A 17,511-nucleotide genomic window follows, 5' to 3' on the forward strand; every position below is an offset into this window, starting at 1 on the left:
GGCATGAGTAGCAGATCCCTAGCTAATGCGGCCACAGGGTTCGTTGGTAAGATTAAACGGATAAATCTACTGTAATTTGGCGCTAGTTAGTTGATTGTTGGGCAGTTGTTGTTAAGGGTAGGCTCAATAACCTCGGCTAAAATCCAGCACATGCTTTAATGGTAATCCGTTAATAAAGCCTTGGTAATTATTAATAAATAACGGGCAAATTTGCTCTGGTAACGAAATAGCCGCACTGTGATGGGTAATAAAAAGGTTATCTAGTTGCCAATAAGGGTGAGTGTTAGCCAAAGGCTCTTGGGTAAATACATCTAGCACTGCAGCTTTAAGGCGCTTTTGTTGCAATGCCTGAATAAGGGCTGAATCTTGAATACAAGTGCCTCTCCCCGCATTGATCAGTACAGCGCTGTTGGGTAAATAGGCTAAAAAAGTCGCATCGATTAATTCTTTAGTGGCCGCGCTTTCAGGTAACAAACACACTAGATAATCTAGCCCAGTGGCAAAGTCTTGCTCTTGCCCTGGGGCGTAATATGTATCAATAAACTCACAATTTTTCTGGGTACGAGTATAACCTTTAGTTTGCATGGAAAAGTGTTTAGCCGTTTTAGCAATACCTTGGCCAATATCGCCTACGCCCATTATGCCAATGGTTTTTCCAGCTAGACTAGTAAACTTTGGTGCGCCCCAAAGTGCCGATTTTTGGGTTTGTTTAAAACCGTCAATATTGCGGGCAAAGTGCAGTAAATAAGCAAATACATATTCTTGCATGGCAGAGGCAAAAATACCTTTGACTCCACATAGTTGATAGTTTGTTTTAGGGTGGCTTAACAAGGGCGCGTTTCCAGCCCAAGTTGATTGTAACCAGATTAACTGCTCTGCTTGATCTAGCACCTGTACAGTTAAATCTGGATCGCCAAAGATAATATCTACAGCAGAATAATCGTCTGAATCCATCACTTTAGTATTGACAATAGACAGCTGCAATTGAGGTAAATTGGCCTGTTCAATCAAGAGTTTATATTGCTCAGCGTCACGGCTTAAAATGGCTAGCTTCATCATAGGGAACTTAAAACCTGTAAAGTTAACATTACTTAATGGAGAATAATCAAAATTATATTTGTTAAAAATTAGTTAAAGTTGAATTTAATTCGGTTTAGTATGGCGCTTTACTTTTTGACTTCTAACAGAGACGTGACTATGAGCGCCGAAAATATCGCACAACAAGCAAAAATTTTATCGCCTAAAAGAAACACCACTCAAGCCACCACTATCGACGAATTAACTCATGAACAATTAGCTCATTTTGGCATTGATAAAAATTCGGAATATGGACAAGCGTTATTTCAAACCGCTCAGCATTTATATCACACCCAAGCCAATATGCAGCAACTTTGGCAAATCACCAGTGCTACCTTAGACGGTTTAAGCAAAGAAAATAAAGTCGCTTATTTTAATGCAAAAAAGTTTTTATCTTTCCAAATTGCCAAAATTCTGGATACCCTACAAAATCCTTTTCGCGCCACTTACCAAAGTTTAAGCGAACAATCTGGCTCACAAGTCAGTAAAAGTCATTATCCCTTGTTTGATAATGTAACCGCATTATTTTCGGCTACCCCAGTAGTAGTGCGTACTGCCACTTATGTTTATGCCTGTACTGAATGGGTTGATGATGCGTTTCAGGGGAAAGAGTCTACCCACCAAATTTATTCGCGTTTGCTCAATCCCACTAATATCTCACTGGCTAATGCCATAGTTGATTTAGAAGCTGGCCCTTATGCCGCCGATTATTTAGCCTGGAACTTTAACTCAGGTATGGCAGCGATAGATGCGCTACTGTCTAATGTGTTGGGTCACGGCGATGTGTTAATTGTATCGCGAAATGTGTATGGCGGGGTGTATCAGTTATTGCATGATTATTTTGCCCGCGAAAATCGTTTAAATATTCAACTTGAATGGTTTGATGGTTATACAGCTGCAGAGTTTGCTGATTTTATGCAACAAACCAAAACCAAACATGCTGAGCGCCTTAGTGAGGGGAGCGATTTACATGTTTATATGGAATCACCTTGTAACCCGCATGGTTACGTTTTAGATGTGGCTGGTATTAGCAAGTTAGCTCATGCCGAAGGCCATACAGTGATGTTAGATGCCACCTTAGCTACCCCTATTTTGCATCAACCTTTACAACGCGAAGACAAAGCCGAACGTCCAGATTATGTGGTTCATAGCTATACCAAAGACATTTGTGGCAGCGGCGCCACTACTGCTGGTGTGGTTATTGGTGAAGCGTATCGCATGTTCCAAGGCAAAGGTGACTGCGTAAACGGTTATGATTGGTCAAAAACCATGTTTTGGGATGTGTATTATATTAAAGGTGCGTTTTTAGATTCTGAAAAAGCCTTTGATGTATTAAATGGCATGAAAACCCTAGAAATGCGAGTGATGAATAAAGTGATCAACACTCTAGTCTTTAGCCAGTTTTTAGCCTCTCACCCTAGCTTTAATGTTAATTGTCATGCTGTACCCGGACATGCCAATGCTGCCTTGCGTGAGAGTCAATTACGTCACGGTTGGCCATGTGCTTTGTTTACTGTAGATATGCAAGGCGCAGATATTGCCCGCGATACTTTTGTGCGCTTTTTTGATGCCTTAGAGCCGGCTTTTAGTCATCAGGTAAGTATTGGGCAAAACAACACTATTATTTTATGTCCTGCTCTTACTTCTCATAGTGAGCTTGATGTAGACGCACAAAGCAAAAGTGGCATTTATTTAACTACTATGCGAATTGCCATGGGCACAGACAATGTAAGAGAGCTAATAGCACACTTTATTAATAGTGCTAAATTGCATATAGATCCGGTTATTCCAGGCTTTAGCCAGCAATTTATGTCGGCGAGTGACATAGATAAGTTATATCTAGATACCTGCATGCAGGTCAGTAAGCAGCATTATGGCAGCGGTAACTCTGTCAGTACCATGTTGGGATAACCCTCAAGGTCTTTATCCTACAAGTTGAGCTTGCCCAGCAACTTGACTTGTAGGATCAACCTTTAAAATTTTTAGCACTACTACTTTCCACCCTCACCATTCGTTAGTTTGCACTTTTTGATCCTGTTGCTGTATTTAGTTTTAACAGCTAGGCATAATTGGCTCTTTAGCTGCAATAGAGATAAGCATGTCAGAAATTCAATTTTCCCCAGCTCAAAAAGAGCAATTGGTGCAAAAATTACAAAACTATTTTAACCAAGAGTTAGATCTAGAATTAGCGCAGTTTGACGCCGATTTTTTATTAGACTTTATTGCGAAAGAAATGGGTAAAACCTTTTATAACCAAGGGGTTTACGATGCGCAGGCGGTACTAGACAAAAATGTTGATGCATTAAGCGAAGCCATTTACCAGCTAGAAAAATATTAAACATTTGTAATTGGTAACAATTTAGCTCCCGATTCATACTAATTGCTCATGATCTTGGCTGCTAAAACAGGTAAATTACTGCCTGATCTAACTAAACGGAATTCCTATGTCGTCTGCTTTCATTAAATTTAAACAACAACCTATCTGGCTAGCGCTAATCATTGTAGTGATACTTTGTGTATGGTTAGCTTCAGGTATGTTAAAAGCAGACAATCGCCCTGAAACCCCTAACAAACAACAAAGTTTTCCGTTAGTTAAAGTGACAGTGGAACGTTTTAATGCCGAACAAGTTACCCGTGAAATATCTTTATACGGGCGAACCGAACCCGACCGCATTGCCACTATTAGAGCCGAAGTAAAAGGGTTAGTAAAACAAGTCCATGTTCAAGAAGGTCAAAGCGTCACAAAGGGCCAAAAGTTAGTCAGTCTAGAAAAAGCCGATTACCAAAGCCGTTTAAGCTCGGCCCAAGCCACGCTTAAACAAAGGGAAGTGGAGCTTGCAGGGGCGCAAAAGTTACAAACCCAAGGCTACCAATCTCAAACCGCTTTAGCCCAAGCCGTTGCTAATCTTGAACAAGCTAAAGCAGAGGTCACTCAGTACCAACTAATGGTGCAAAGAACCGAAATTTTGGCGCCTTTTGATGGCATCATTAATGAACGTTTTGTTGAGCAAGGAGATTTATTAAAAGACGGTGATTCAGTGGCCAAGCTGGTGGATTTAGATCCTTTAGTCATAAGCGCTAATGTCACCGAAAACCATATTCAGCAATTAGTACATGAGCAAGCGGCCATTGGCCGCATGGTTTCTGGCGAGGTGCTAGAAGGTAAAATTCGTTATATTTCGAGTATTTCAGAGCCAGGTACCAACACCTTTAAAATAGAAGTTGCGGTGCCAAATCCTAATTTTTCGACCTTAGCCGGCATTAGCACAGAATTAGCTTTGCCCTTACAAAAAACTTGGGCCATTCGAATTACCCCTTCGGTTATGGCACTAGATGAAGAAGGTAATATAGGGGTGAAAATTGTGCAAAATGATCAGGTAAAATTTGTGCCCATAGATATAGTAAAAAGTGATAGCCAAGGCGTTTGGTTAAGCGGTATGGGTCAACAAGCCGATGTGATCATCTTAGGCCATGGTTTTGTACGTCACGGTGACAAAGTACAAGTTAACCGGGTTGAGTCTACTCAAACCTCTGCCAGCGCTATTTCAGCCAAGGCACAATAATGAATAACATTATATACGCGGCATTAAATCACAGCCGTACCGTTTTGATGGTCTTTGTGTTGTTGCTGGTGTCTGGAGTAGTGACTTATGTCAATATTCCCAAAGAATCCAACCCAGATGTGCCGATTCCGGTAATTTATGTGTCTATTGTTCACGATGGTATATCTCCCGAAGACGCAGAGCGCATGTTGGTTAAGCCAATGGAAAGAGAACTGCGTTCTATCGACGGGGTAAAAGAGATGAAAGCCACAGCAGGTGAGGGCTTTGCCAATATCACCTTAGAGTTTTTTGCTGGTCTTGATTCTGCCGTTGCGCTAGCCGATGTGCGCGATAAAGTGACAGTGGCGCGCGCTAAATTGCCCGCTGAAACCGAAGAGCCAACCATTCACGAAGTCACTATGGCCGGTCAACAACCGGCTATTACTGTGGTGTTATCTGGCCCAGTGTCTGAACGTGCCTTAGTTACCGTTGCGCGAGAGCTACAACAACAACTTGAAGGCATAAGTGAGGTGCTTGAAGTTGAAATAGGTGGCGATCGAGAAGACATAGTAGAAATAGTAGTAGACCCACTCTTAATGGAATCTTACGGTTTAGATCAAAACGACATTTTTAACTTATTGTCGCGAAACAACCGTTTAGTGCCAGCCGGTACTATGGATAACGGCAAGGGCAGTTTTGCGGTTAAAGTCCCCTCAGTATTTGAATCGATCAAAGATGTAATGGAACAGCCGGTAAAAGTACAAGGCAATAGCGTAATTACTTTTCAGGATGTGGCACAAGTCAGGCGTTCTTATAAAGATCCCAGTAGTTTTGCGCGCCTAAATGGCAAACCCTCAGTGTCGCTAGAAGTGAAAAAGCGTCCTGGCGAAAACATGTTAGAAACCGTAGCTAAAGTTAAAGAGCTAGTGGCTAGTGCGCAACAATCGGCCATTTGGCCAGCCAGTATTTTGGTGAGTTATACCGGCGACCAAACCATAGATGTCAACATGATGTTAGGCGACTTACAAAATAACGTATCCAGTGCAGTGATTTTGGTGGCCATAGTGATAGTGGCAATTTTGGGGTTACGTACTGCCTGTTTAGTAGGGGTGGCCATTCCTGGTTCTTTCTTAACCGGTATCTTAATTATTTCGCTGTTTGGCTATACCCTAAATATGGTTGTGCTGTTTTCGTTAATCATGGCGGTGGGCATGTTGGTGGATGGAGCCATAGTGGTCACCGAATATGCCGATCGCTGTATGAGCGAAGGTATGGATAAAAAACAAGCCTATAGCAAAGCAGCACAACGTATGGCTTGGCCTATTATCGCATCAACTGCCACTACTTTAGCGGCCTTTGCCCCATTAATGTTTTGGCCGGGCATGATGGGTGAGTTTATGAAGTTCTTACCTTTTACCCTTATTGCCGTATTATCCGCCTCGTTATTAATGGCACTGATTTTTGTGCCTGTATTAGGTGGGGTGTTTGGAAAACCACGATACGTAACCCAGCGCGAAACCCAACAAATGTTACAAGCAGAAAACGGTGACATTATCCATTTACAGGGTTTTACCGGTCGCTATGTGAGAATGTTGGCCACCGCTATTCAGCATCCTTGGAAAATCTTGTTAGGCGCCATAGTAGTGGCATTTTTATCTTTTACTGCCTACGGCATATCTGGGCTAGGTACTCAGTTTTTCCCTAATGTAGATGTAAAAGGCATCAATATTACAGTGCGCAGCAGTGGTGATTTTTCTATTTACGAAAAAGACCAAGTGGTGCGTCAGGTTGAGGCCCGGCTAATTGATATGCCCGAGATTGAAAGTTTGTATGTACGTAGTGGCGGGCGTGATCAAATTGGTTATTTAAGGTTAAATTTAGTGGACTGGCACTATCGATCGCACTCAGACCAAGTGCTTAAAGAAACGCAGTCGCGTCTGAAAGATCTGGCTGGCATGGATATCGAAATTACCCCTGATCAAGAAGGCCCGCAATCTGGCAAAGATTTACGTATTCAGTTGTCCTCTCGTTTTCCAGAACTGCTAGACGAAGCCGCCCTGAAAATACGTCAGGCCTTAGAAAATAACCCTAAATTTACTTCTATCAGCGACACAGCCTCTAAACCCGGTATTGAATGGCAACTTAAAGTGAATCGTGCTGATGCCGCCAGATTTGGTGCCGATGCAACCTTGGTCGGTAGCACAGTGCAGTTTGTTACCAATGGCTTGAAAATTGGAGAATATCGTCCAGACGATGTAGATGACGAACTTGATATTCGCGTGCGTTACCCAGTTGATGCACGCTATTTAGGTAAGTTAGATGAACTGAGAATGAAAACCGCCGGTGGCATGGTGCCTATCTCAAATTTTGTTGAGCGCTCGGCTAAACCTAAAACCGACCTTATTCGACATATAGATAGTCAAAGGGTGATTTCGGTAGAAGCCAATATGGTACCTGGTGAATTGCTCAGCATTGAATTACCTAAACTGCAGCAACAATTACCAAGTTTAGGCCTAGATCCTAGAGTGAATATTCAAGTTAAAGGTCAAAATGAAGAGCAAGTCGAATCTACCGCATTTTTACAAAATGCGTTTTTAGTTGCCCTGTTTGTGATGGCGATTATTTTGGTCACCCAATTTAATAGTTTTTACCAAGCGTTTTTGATCTTGAGCGCGGTATTGTTTTCTACAGTTGGGGTGTTCTTAGGCCTGCTGATTTTTCAAAAGCCGTTTGGCATAGTGATGTCTGGCATAGGAGTGATAGCGCTAGCCGGCATAGTAGTGAACAACAATATAGTGTTAATCGATACCTATAATATTTTGCGCAAAGAAGGCATTGCTTCTATGGAAGCCATTTTACGCACTGGCGCTCAACGTTTACGCCCAGTATTAATGACCACAGTGACAACTATTTTAGGTTTATTGCCCATGGTTGCTGAAATCAATATCGACTTTATTGGTCGTAATATAGACATAGGTGGTCCATCAACTGAATGGTGGTCGCAACTTGCCACAGCTGTCGCTGGCGGCTTAGCCTTTGCCACAGTGTTAACTTTAGTGTTAACCCCATGCCTGTTAGCTCTAAAAGTTAAACGCGAAGAAAAAAATGCCATAAAATCTCTGCTCAGGGAAGAAGCGAGTGCTAACTAATGCTTCAAGTTAAATGCACTGCTTAAGTTGTTGGCGAGGATTTTGGTTAGATTGATTTGCCGCAATGCCGACTTCATTCTAGTATCTAATCCTTAACTAATTTTATCTATTGTGGAGTATGAAAGAATGAAATTATACGGGTCTACCACTTCTCCTTATGTACGTCGTTTGCGTATTTGGTTGGCCAATACAGAACACGAATTTGTTAATTTACAAATTTTTGCTGAGCAAGATAGGCAAATTCTGGCAGATAAAAACCCTACTATGAAAATCCCTATGCTTGAAGATGAAGTAGAAGGTAAGCCTCAGATCATTTTTGATTCGCGTGTTATCTATCGTTATTTAACCAGTAAACATAATGATCCGCTGTTAACCTGGGAGCAAGAGAATCAATTAACCTTAATCGACTCAGCCAACGATTCCTTAGTGCAAATGTTTATTTTATCCAATTCAGACATTAAACCCGATGAAGATAAATTGTTCTTTAAATTACAAAAAGAGCGAGTCAATTCGGTATTGGTTCAATTAAATGAAATGGTAGCCAATAAACAATTTTCTAGTTGGAATTACCCAGCCGTATGCCTTTATTGCTTAATTGATTGGATAGAGTTTAGAAAGTTACATAACATGCAAGGTTTAACCGACTTGCTGGCTTTTCATGACGATAATGCGCAGCGCATTGAAGTCACTGCCACAGATCCACGAAAATAATCAGGAAACCCCATGAACCAACAACAAAAAATCGCCGCAGAAGCGGCGGCCTTCAGGCATTTAGTTAAACATTTAGATGCCAACAAAGACGTGCAAAATATCGACCTAATGATTTTGGCCGACTTTTGCCGTAATTGTTTAGCTAAATGGTATATGGCTGGTGCTAAAGAGCAGGGCGTAGACATGGATTACGACCAAGCGCGCGAAGCTATTTATGGCATGCCTTTTAGCGAATACAAAGCAAAATATCAGTTGCCCGCTTCTGACGAGCAACTGGCAGCCTTTGAAGCGCGCCAGGCCGCCAAACAAGCCGCTACAGCCCCACCTACTTCTGGTTGCCAATAACCACAAATTACCTATTGTTTGACATATTTTGAAACAGTAAAACAGGCTTTAAAGCTTAGCTTTAAAGCCTGAAAGATTGCGCGTTATAGTGCTTGCGTATACTGTTAACTCTTTGAAATATATTGCCAATTATAATGTTAGAACTTAGACACATAGCCAAGTCATTTGCTAATGGGGCAGAAACTGTACATGCCCTCAAAGATATTTCCTTGTCTATTCGCCAGAATGAATTTGTGGCCTTTATGGGCAGTTCGGGCTCAGGTAAATCGACCCTGATGAATATATTGGGCTGCTTAGATACACCTAATAGTGGTCAATACCTGTTAAATAACCAAGATGTCGCGACCATGGACGACGATACGCTTTCGGCCATTCGTAATCAGCATATAGGTTTTATCTTTCAAACCTTTCATTTATTACCCAAATTAGACGCCCTAGGGAATGTCAAATTACCCCTACGCTTTAGTCAAGTTTCTGAAGAAGAAGCCGATCAACGTGCGCACGAATTATTAGAAAAAGTTGGCTTAGGCCATCGTAAAACCCACAAACCATTTGAAATGTCTGGCGGCCAACGCCAACGCGTAGCCATAGCTAGGGCGTTGATCAATCGCCCAACTGTGGTCTTAGCAGATGAGCCAACGGGTAATCTAGACAGTAAAACTTCGGTAGAAATCATGGCCTTGCTGACGGATTTACATCAACAAGGGCAAACCATAGTTATGGTGACGCACGAAGACGATATTGCTAAGTATGCGCAACGCGTTATCACTATGCGAGACGGAGAAGTGTTGCAAGATACCAGCAATATTAGCGCTGTTTCGCAAACAGCATAAAGAGGACAATTTATGCATTATTTAACTGGCCTTAGTTTAGGCTTGTTGGCTTGGTCTTTCAGCATAGCCGCCGAGCAGCCTAGCACTTTATTAACTGGCATTGTGAGTTCGTCAGAATATCACTTAGTGACCGCCCCCAAAACCAATAGATGGCAAGTGCAAATTCAATGGATGGCAGATGAAGGCAGCATAGTGAATGAAGGGGATTTAGTGGCGGTATTTGACTCAGGTGGCACAGAAGCCCAACTTGAAGCGAATGAAGAGCGCCTAGAAACCGAATCACTAGAGTTACTTAAATTAGAAATGGATAAAGCCCAAGCCGTGCTTGAAGCCCAAGGGGCTTTAAAGTTAGCCACTATTTCTCTTGAAAAAGCGCGAATTGAAGCATCTATCCCAGACGGCGAAATCAGCGCCTACGAAAAAGGCAAACACGTGATTGCCTACGAAAAAGCTCTGACTGCTAAGATTAAAGCTGAGCAAAATTACCAGTTAAAATTAGAAGAGCAACATGTAGAGCTGAATAAAAAGAAAATCGAAATTCTTAAATTAGAAGAGCAAATTGCCTATCAAAAAAGTCAGTTAGAAAAGTTAAGCGTAAGAGCCAAAGTGTCTGGCCCAGTGACTCATGCTATGCATCCCTGGATGGCGCAAAAGTTGGCCTCAGGCATGAATATTCAAGCCAGTTGGGATGTGTTAACTGTTCAGGCTGCATCTACCTATCAGGTTACGGCTTGGGTGCACGAAATTGATGCGGCGCGTTTAGATCTTACCCATAGCCACTACAGTCTCACACTAGACGCATACCCAGAGTACAGCTATCAAGCCAAAGTGTTGTCGGTTTCAAGTCAGGCAGAAGCTAAAAGCCATTGGAGTGACAGTGCCTATTATCGAGTAGAGCTAGGTTTTGAAGAGCCATTAAAGCAAGCTGTGTTTCCGGGCATGAGTGTTAGAGTAAAGTTAACCCCTGCATTAAGCGCTAAAGTTTCCAACTCACAACAGGAGCGCCAATAATGCAGCTACATCTCGCTTTACCTTTATTGATATTGGGCGCTTTGCTAGTGGCCTGTGGTGAATCTAAGCAAGCCGCAAATGCCACGCTAACCGAGGCCAGTGTCACTGCTCCAGCCGAGTTGATTTCTCTTGAAAACGCCACTATAGGCCCACCTATGGTCTCGCGTATGTGGCAATTTAAAATTCAGAAAATGGCCGCTGAAAATACCCTGGTTAAACCAGGTGATGTGATTTTAGTGTTTGACGGGCAAAGGCTTAAAAACGACCTAATTGGCAAACAAAGTGAATTAAAGGCCGCGCAAAAAAAGGCCGAAAGTGACAGTTTAAGAGACGAAGCCACTAAGCAAGATCTTATGCTGAAGTTAGCCGAAGCCGAAATGGAGTTTGAAAAAGCCAAACGCAAAGCCGAAATTGTAGACGCTTCTCGCTCTGATATTGAGCGACTCAAGCAACAAGCAGACTACCGCTATCACACCGAAAACTTAGCGCAAGCCAAACAAAAACTGGCGCATCATCACCAAGCCTTAGTGATTAACCAACAAGTGTCAGAAGGTAAAATTAAAGGCCTTCAAAAAAGGGTAAACAGTATTCAGGACGAAATTGCCAAGTTAAGTGTGAAAGCCCCAAAAGCGGGGTTAGTAATGTACCTTGAAAATGGCGACGGTGAAAAAGTGGCAGTGGGCGAATCTGTATGGATGGGGCGCAGCTTACTGCAGTTGCCTTCTATAGATAAATTAGCCCTTAAGGCCGAATTTGCCGAGCCAGATAAAGCCAAATTGGAGGTGGGTCAACAAGTTAGAGTGATTTTTGAAGCCTATCCAGAAATGTCTTATCAAGGCAAAATTTCTAAGCTAGGCCAAGCCTTTTACCCTAAGTCGGCAAACAATCCTAAGGTTATTTTTGATGCAGAAATAGAGTTAGGCGAAGTGCGCCCAGACGTTATGCGCCCCGGCATGAAAGCAAAAGTAGAGGTATTAGACATATGAAAAAAGCTGCCTTGTTAGGGATAACGCTAGGTGGGTTGTTGGCTTGCAGTGAGGCACCGCAATCTACCGTTCCCCTTTATCAGGTTAAAGCAGAAAGCTTTTCCATTGCTATTCCTGCGGTTGGCGAATTAGAAGCCGCCTTAGCAGAAAAAATTATTACCCCAGGTCGCAGCCCTATGACCATCGAATGGCTAGCCGAAGAAAATACCTGGGTGAAAAAAGGCCAAGTGGTAGCGCGTTTTGATGCCGAACAATTGTTATTAGATAGCCGTGAAGAAGAACTGGCTATGATGTTGTTAGACATGGACATGCGCAAACAAAATGCCCAAGAAGTACAACAACAAAATGAACTCAACTCAGAAAAAGTGTTGGTCGCCAAAGAGTTTGGTTTTGTCGACCGTTTTGCTATAGATGATCTGCGTTTGTACTCCAAAATTGAGATTATTGATACCTTGTCGAACCGCGATTATTTAGGCGCTAAAGAAGAATTTATTGAATGGAAAGAAGACAGCATAGATGAGCGAAATAAAAGTGCATTAGAGGTTTTAGATATTAAAAAAGGTGGGCATCAAGCCAAATATCAACAACATCAAACCGCTTTAGCGCAAACCGAAGTAGTGGCACCTTATGACGGCCTGTTGATATATGAAAAAAATTGGCGTGGTGAAAAAGCCTCAGTAGGCCAAACTGTTTTTCCAGGTAGCAATATAGCCAAAATTCCTAATCTCGATAAAATGCAGGCCAAGCTTTATGTGTTAGATAAAAACGCCATTAATTTAGCTGTGGGGCAAAAGGTAAAGTTAAGTTTAGATGCCTATCCTGAAGAGCAACTCACAGGTGAAGTATTAGCGGTTTCAGGCTTTTCGCGCACTATTAAGCGTGGCAATCCGACTAAATATTTCGAGTTGCAAGTAGGGTTAGATCAACAGTCTAAGCGTTTGCAACCTGGGGCCAAAGTCACAGCAAGCATTCAGGTAAAACAAGCGCAAGAAAAAATTGTGATCCCCATTCAAGCGATTTTTAATCAGCAAAACCAAAACTATGTTTACCGCCAACAAGGTCAAGACTTTGTTGTGCAAAGCGTAACCACAGCCGACAAAAACCTACATTTTGTTGAGGTAATAGACGGGCTGTCGGCTGATGATGTGATTGCCCTTAGTGAACCAGAACATGCCAGTGGAGCGGCCCTATGAACCATAAATTTATGCCATTGGTCTTAGATGCGCTAGCCGAAATGGCAGCGCATAAATTACGTACCCTGTTAACCCTGTTAGGCATGATCTTTGGTGTGGGAGCTGTGATTGCTATGTTAAACATAGGCGAAGGGGCAGAGCGTCAGGCCTTAAAGATGATTGATTCAATGGGCTTAAGAAACCTAATTGTGGAAGCCAAACAATTTGCAGACGACGAATTAACCGAAATTCGTCAGCAGTCACTGGGTTTAACCTTAGCCGATGTTGAAGCGGCAAAACAAACCTTACCTTTTGTCACAGACTATAGTGCCGAAAGGCATATTAAAACCCAGTCTGTGTACAGCGATTTAGGCAGTGCCGATCTGCAAGTTGTTGGGGTAAGTGAACAACACTTTAGCTTATCCAATATGCAGGTTCAGGCCGGCAGATTGTTAAATCAACAAGACTCACTGAATGTGGCGCAAGTGGCAGTGATAGGGGCAAGTGCCGCCCAGCAGTTATTTAAAAACCAATCAGCCATAGGGCAATACCTTAAGGTTAACCATTTGTGGTTAGAAGTAGTGGGAGTATTAAATAATCCGTTTTTTGCCACCGATGAATTTCAAGGGGTGAAAATTGGTGGAGATAGCGCCCGAGTATTTGTGCCATTAAGCACCAGTATGAAAAAGCTTAGTAGTCCAGCTTTGGCCAGTGAACTCGACTTGGTCAAACTCAAAATCGACGAGCAAACTGATCCTGTAGTGGCGGCAAAAGCGGTGTCTCATTTATTTAAATTGCGTCACTCCGAAGCCGATGATTATCAACTGATCATACCCGCAGCCTTGCTCGCTCAGCAAAAACAAACTCAGCAAATTTTTAATATAGTAATGGCCTGTGTAGCTGGTATTTCGTTGTTAGTAGGTGGTATAGGCATTATGAATATCATGCTTGCCAACGTATTAGAACGCACAAAAGAAATTGGATTGTTACGGGCGGTTGGGGCAACCCAACAAAATATTAAAATGCAATTTATTGCCGAAAGTTTCACTATTTCAGTATTAGGGGGCTTATTGGGCATAGCCTTTGGTTTGATTTTATCTGAGGTCATAGGCTTTTATTCTGGTTGGGCAGTCAGTTGGTCAATCACCGCAATTGTTTTATCTCTCACCATATGTATGGCTGTAGGTATAGGCTTTGGCGTGTATCCTGCTATTAAAGCTTCAAAACTCAACCCAATTGATGCTTTGCACAGCGACTAACAAGCTCAGCTTGCTTGGCATTGCGCTAAAAAGTTAGGTCATTTACAGTGGGGACAGTAAACCGCTACATTTTTACGAAAAAGGAACCCAGAATGCGCTTGTTTTTAAGCTTGTTAACGATTTTTGCCTTTATATCATCTAGTGTTTTGGCAGAGTCAACCCGCTTGCTACGTCAGCCTAGTTTGAGCGACACACACATAGTTTTTGCTCACGCTGGTGATATTTGGCTCAGTGACTTAAACGGGCTAAATAGCCAAAGATTAACGAGCACCCCGGCAGAAGAAAGTTTTCCGCACTTTTCACCAGATGGTAACCACATCGCCTTTTCATCAGACCGTTCTGGCACAAACTCTGTGTATGTTATGCCTACTACTGGCGGGCAGGCTAGACGTTTATCTTGGCACGCAGCCGGCGGCAGTGTCAGAGGTTGGACGCCTGATGGGCAAAAAGTGTTATTTGCTTCAGGTCGCGATACTGCACCTAGGCCAATTAATCGTTTATGGACTATCGGCAAAAACGGCGGCCCCGCTGAGTTAGTACTTAACCAGTGGGCTTATAGCGGTGACTATTCTGACGATGGTACACAACTAGTGATAGATCGTATGTCTAGATGGGACAGCGAGTGGCGCAACTATCGTGGCGGGCAAAATACCCCTTTGGTGATTGTCGACTTGGCTACATTAGACGAAACCATGATAAAAAATAATTCATCTACCGATATTCGCCCTATTTGGCTAGGCGATACTGTGTATTTTTTATCTGACCGCAGCGGTGTTTCCAATGTGTGGGCTTATGAAGTAAAACGTAAACGCCTCAAACAACTTACCGAGTTTAAAAATGCTGATGTTAAACACTTAACAAGTAATTCCAACCAATTGGCGTTTGAGCAAAATGGTGATTTGTATCTGTATGATTTAAATAGCAAAAATCAAAAAAAGTTAACCATTAATTTGGTGGGTGATTTTGCTTGGGTCGAGTCAACTTGGCAAAACCTTGGTGACAATGTGCAAAATGCGGCTCTGTCGCCCTCTGGTAAACGAGTGGTAATGCAAGCCCGTGGTGAAATCTTCACTGTGCCTACTGAATATGGCAGTGTGCGCAACCTTACCCAAAGTTCTGATGCGGCCGATCGTAAACCAATCTGGTCGCCAAAAGGTGATCAAATTGCTTGGTTTTCTGACCAAGGCGAAAACGGTTATCGATTAGTGTTACAGGCACAAGATGGTTTATCTGCTGCAAAATTTATCGACATAGGTGAATCTAAAATGGCCTGGGAGCCTACCTGGTCTCCCGATGGTAACTATATTGCCTTTGTGGATGATGATGTACGCATTCGTTTAGTGGATTTAAAAAATGCCAGCATCAGTACTATAGATGTGGGCGGAACTAATTTAGAACGTGGAAGAAACGATTTAACTTGGGCCCCCGATTCTAATGCGTTAGCTTATGTGAAAACTGCTGAAAACAGTTTTCAACAAATAAAAGTGTATTTAGTTGATGAGCAAAAAAGCCATTTTTTAACCAATAAGTTTGCTAATTCATTTTCACCAGCCTGGGATCAAAACAGCCAATACTTATACTTTTTGGCCAGCACAGATTACGGTTTAGAAAGTGGTTGGGCCAACACTAGTTCAATCTCGGCTAAGTCTGAATATGCTCCTTATGTGGTCAGTTTATTGGCGGGTGAGACTTCTCCTTTTGCACCAAGAAGCGACGAAGAAGAAGTCACTGAAGAGGATGAACAGGACGCGGCCAGCGAAACTGAGACAGAAGCAAAAGAGCAAGACCTAGACTCTCAAGAGCAATCTGAGCAAGAGTCTAAAGCTGACGAGAATAAAAAGTCAGCAAAAATCGCCATTGATTTTAGCAATATCGAACGTCGGATCTTGCCCTTACCCATGCCAGCTGGCGATTATAGCTTTGCGTTAAGTGGGCCTAAAGGCACGGTATTTTTTGCCAAAAGAATACCAGGCAAACGCGAAGTGGAATTGCACAAATTTGATTTGAAAAAGCGCCAAGCCAAACCCTTTATGAGTGGTATTCGGTCTGCACAAATTTCTGCTGAACATAAATCTTTATTGATTCAAAAAGGCAAAAAGTGGTTTGTTGTTGATGCGACAGGAGGAAAAGGTAAAACCGATAAACCGCTTAATACTAAATTAATGATGAAGCTTAATCGTCAGCAAGAGTGGCGTCAGATATTTATGGAAGCTTGGCGTTATCAGCGTGATTACTTTTACGATAAAAACATGCACGGCCGTGATTGGCAAGAAGTGTTAGCCCGTTATGAGCCGCTCATTGCCCATGTTAAACATCGTGCTGATTTAAGTTATTTATTGGATATGATGAACGGTGAATTATCGGTAGGCCATAGTTTTGTCTTTGGCGGTGATTATCCCAAAACCGAAAAGCGCACAGCCGGTTTACTTGGGGCTGATTTAGTTGCCAGCAAAGGTCGTTGGCAATTTGAGCGTATTTTTACCGCTGAAAGCTGGAACCCTAAACTTAAAGGCCCGCTCGATCAGCCAGGGTTAAAAGTGGCAGAAGGACGCTACTTAGTTGGAGTGAATGGCCAAGAGTTAACCAGCCAAGATAATCCTTATCAATGGTTAGATGGTACTGTCGGTCAGCAAACGGTATTACATATCAACGATAAACCTGAATTTACCGACTCTTGGCAAATTACCGTTAAACCTACAGGTGATGAACGAGCTTTGCGTCAACGTGCATGGGTAGAAGATAACCGCCGTTTAGTAGACAAATTGTCGGGTGGTAAATTAGCTTATGTATGGGTACCTAATACTGGCACACCAGGTTTTGTATCATTTAATCGATACTACTTTGCTCAGCAAGATAAGTTGGGCGCTGTGATTGACGAGCGCTTTAATGGTGGCGGGTTATTAGATGACTATATGGTTGATTTGATGAAACGTGAGCTGCGAGCTGCCCTTACCAATGAAGTGCCCAATGGCAAACCTTTGTTATTACCTGCCGGTATTAAAGGGCCTAAAGTGTTACTTATTAATGAGTTAGCCGGATCTGGTGGAGATTATTTTCCTTGGGCCTTTAGACAGCAAAAAGTGGGCAAACTCATTGGCGCACGTACATGGGGTGGCTTAGTGAAGTCTTCGGTGCATTACAGTTTGGTAGACGGTGGCGCATTAACCGCACCTGATAATGCGGTATTTGATCCTATCAACAATGAATGGGTAGGTGAAAATAAAGGCATAGCGCCAGACATTGAGGTCTACCAAGATGCTAAATCTTTGGCTAAAGGTAAAGATCCACAACTAGAAAGGGGCGTAAAAGAATTGCTCAAACAGTTGAAAGGGTCTAAACCTAAAGCAGTTAAACCACCCAAATTTTCGCAACCAGCAGTACAAAATTAACAATGGTTAAATAAAAACAAACAGCTATAGGTTGGCT

Annotated in this window: 13 protein-coding genes; 12 read left to right on the forward strand and 1 reads right to left on the reverse strand. The window is 42.5% G+C overall.

The window, feature by feature from the left end; all coding sequences use genetic code 11:
- Window positions 1–123: 123 nt before the first annotated feature.
- Entirely contained in the window at window positions 124–1,059 is a 936-nt protein-coding gene (locus tag ACVCDT_RS03125; RefSeq protein ID WP_447131297.1) for a D-2-hydroxyacid dehydrogenase, read from the reverse strand.
- A gap of 138 nt (window positions 1,060–1,197) precedes the next feature.
- Here ACVCDT_RS03125 and ACVCDT_RS03130 point away from each other — a divergent pair, with 138 nt between their 5' ends.
- The 12 genes from ACVCDT_RS03130 (at window position 1,198) to ACVCDT_RS03185 (ending at window position 17,474) form a co-directional block, all read left to right on the forward strand.
- A complete protein-coding gene (locus ACVCDT_RS03130) occupies window positions 1,198–2,988 on the forward strand; it encodes a trans-sulfuration enzyme family protein (RefSeq protein WP_447131667.1) in 1,791 nt (596 codons plus the stop codon).
- A 187-nt stretch (window positions 2,989–3,175) separates the two neighbouring features.
- Complete coding sequence (locus tag ACVCDT_RS03135; RefSeq protein ID WP_447131298.1) at window positions 3,176–3,415, forward strand: DUF2164 domain-containing protein; 240 nt, start codon at window positions 3,176–3,178, stop codon at window positions 3,413–3,415.
- 106 nt (window positions 3,416–3,521) lie between these two features.
- Window positions 3,522–4,640 carry an efflux RND transporter periplasmic adaptor subunit gene (locus tag ACVCDT_RS03140; RefSeq protein WP_447131299.1) on the forward strand — a complete coding sequence of 373 codons (1,119 nt, stop codon included), beginning with the start codon at window positions 3,522–3,524 and terminating at the stop codon, window positions 4,638–4,640.
- Window positions 4,640–7,768, forward strand: coding sequence for an efflux RND transporter permease subunit (locus ACVCDT_RS03145; RefSeq protein WP_447131300.1), 3,129 nt, complete (start codon window positions 4,640–4,642; stop codon window positions 7,766–7,768). Before ACVCDT_RS03140 ends, ACVCDT_RS03145 begins: the two co-directional genes overlap by 1 nt.
- 126 nt (window positions 7,769–7,894) lie before the next feature.
- A complete protein-coding gene (locus ACVCDT_RS03150; protein ID WP_447131301.1) occupies window positions 7,895–8,479 on the forward strand; it encodes a glutathione S-transferase family protein in 585 nt (194 codons plus the stop codon).
- Between the two features lie 12 nt (window positions 8,480–8,491).
- Window positions 8,492–8,824: a DUF1244 domain-containing protein gene (locus ACVCDT_RS03155; RefSeq protein WP_447131302.1), complete on the forward strand. Its 333-nt coding sequence runs from the start codon at window positions 8,492–8,494 to the stop codon at window positions 8,822–8,824.
- Window positions 8,825–8,958: 134 nt separating this feature from the next.
- Complete coding sequence (locus tag ACVCDT_RS03160; RefSeq protein WP_447131303.1) at window positions 8,959–9,657, forward strand: ABC transporter ATP-binding protein; 699 nt, start codon at window positions 8,959–8,961, stop codon at window positions 9,655–9,657.
- Between the two features lie 12 nt (window positions 9,658–9,669).
- Window positions 9,670–10,668 carry an HlyD family secretion protein gene (locus tag ACVCDT_RS03165; RefSeq protein ID WP_447131304.1) on the forward strand — a complete coding sequence of 333 codons (999 nt, stop codon included), beginning with the start codon at window positions 9,670–9,672 and terminating at the stop codon, window positions 10,666–10,668.
- Window positions 10,668–11,654, forward strand: coding sequence for an HlyD family secretion protein (locus ACVCDT_RS03170; RefSeq protein WP_447131305.1), 987 nt, complete (start codon window positions 10,668–10,670; stop codon window positions 11,652–11,654). Before ACVCDT_RS03165 ends, ACVCDT_RS03170 begins: the two co-directional genes overlap by 1 nt.
- The gene (locus ACVCDT_RS03175) at window positions 11,651–12,847 is read left to right on the forward strand and encodes an efflux RND transporter periplasmic adaptor subunit (protein WP_447131306.1); all 1,197 of its coding nucleotides are present in this window, start codon (window positions 11,651–11,653) and stop codon (window positions 12,845–12,847) included. The genes ACVCDT_RS03170 and ACVCDT_RS03175 overlap by 4 nt, the downstream gene beginning before the upstream one ends.
- On the forward strand, window positions 12,844–14,085 hold the full coding sequence (locus ACVCDT_RS03180) for an ABC transporter permease (RefSeq protein ID WP_447131307.1): 1,242 nt from the start codon (window positions 12,844–12,846) through the stop codon (window positions 14,083–14,085). Before ACVCDT_RS03175 ends, ACVCDT_RS03180 begins: the two co-directional genes overlap by 4 nt.
- Window positions 14,086–14,177: 92 nt before the next feature.
- A complete protein-coding gene (locus tag ACVCDT_RS03185; RefSeq protein ID WP_447131308.1) occupies window positions 14,178–17,474 on the forward strand; it encodes a S41 family peptidase in 3,297 nt (1,098 codons plus the stop codon).
- Window positions 17,475–17,511: the final 37 nt, after the last annotated feature.

It is taken from the genome of Paraglaciecola aestuariivivens, from assembly GCF_052983255.1.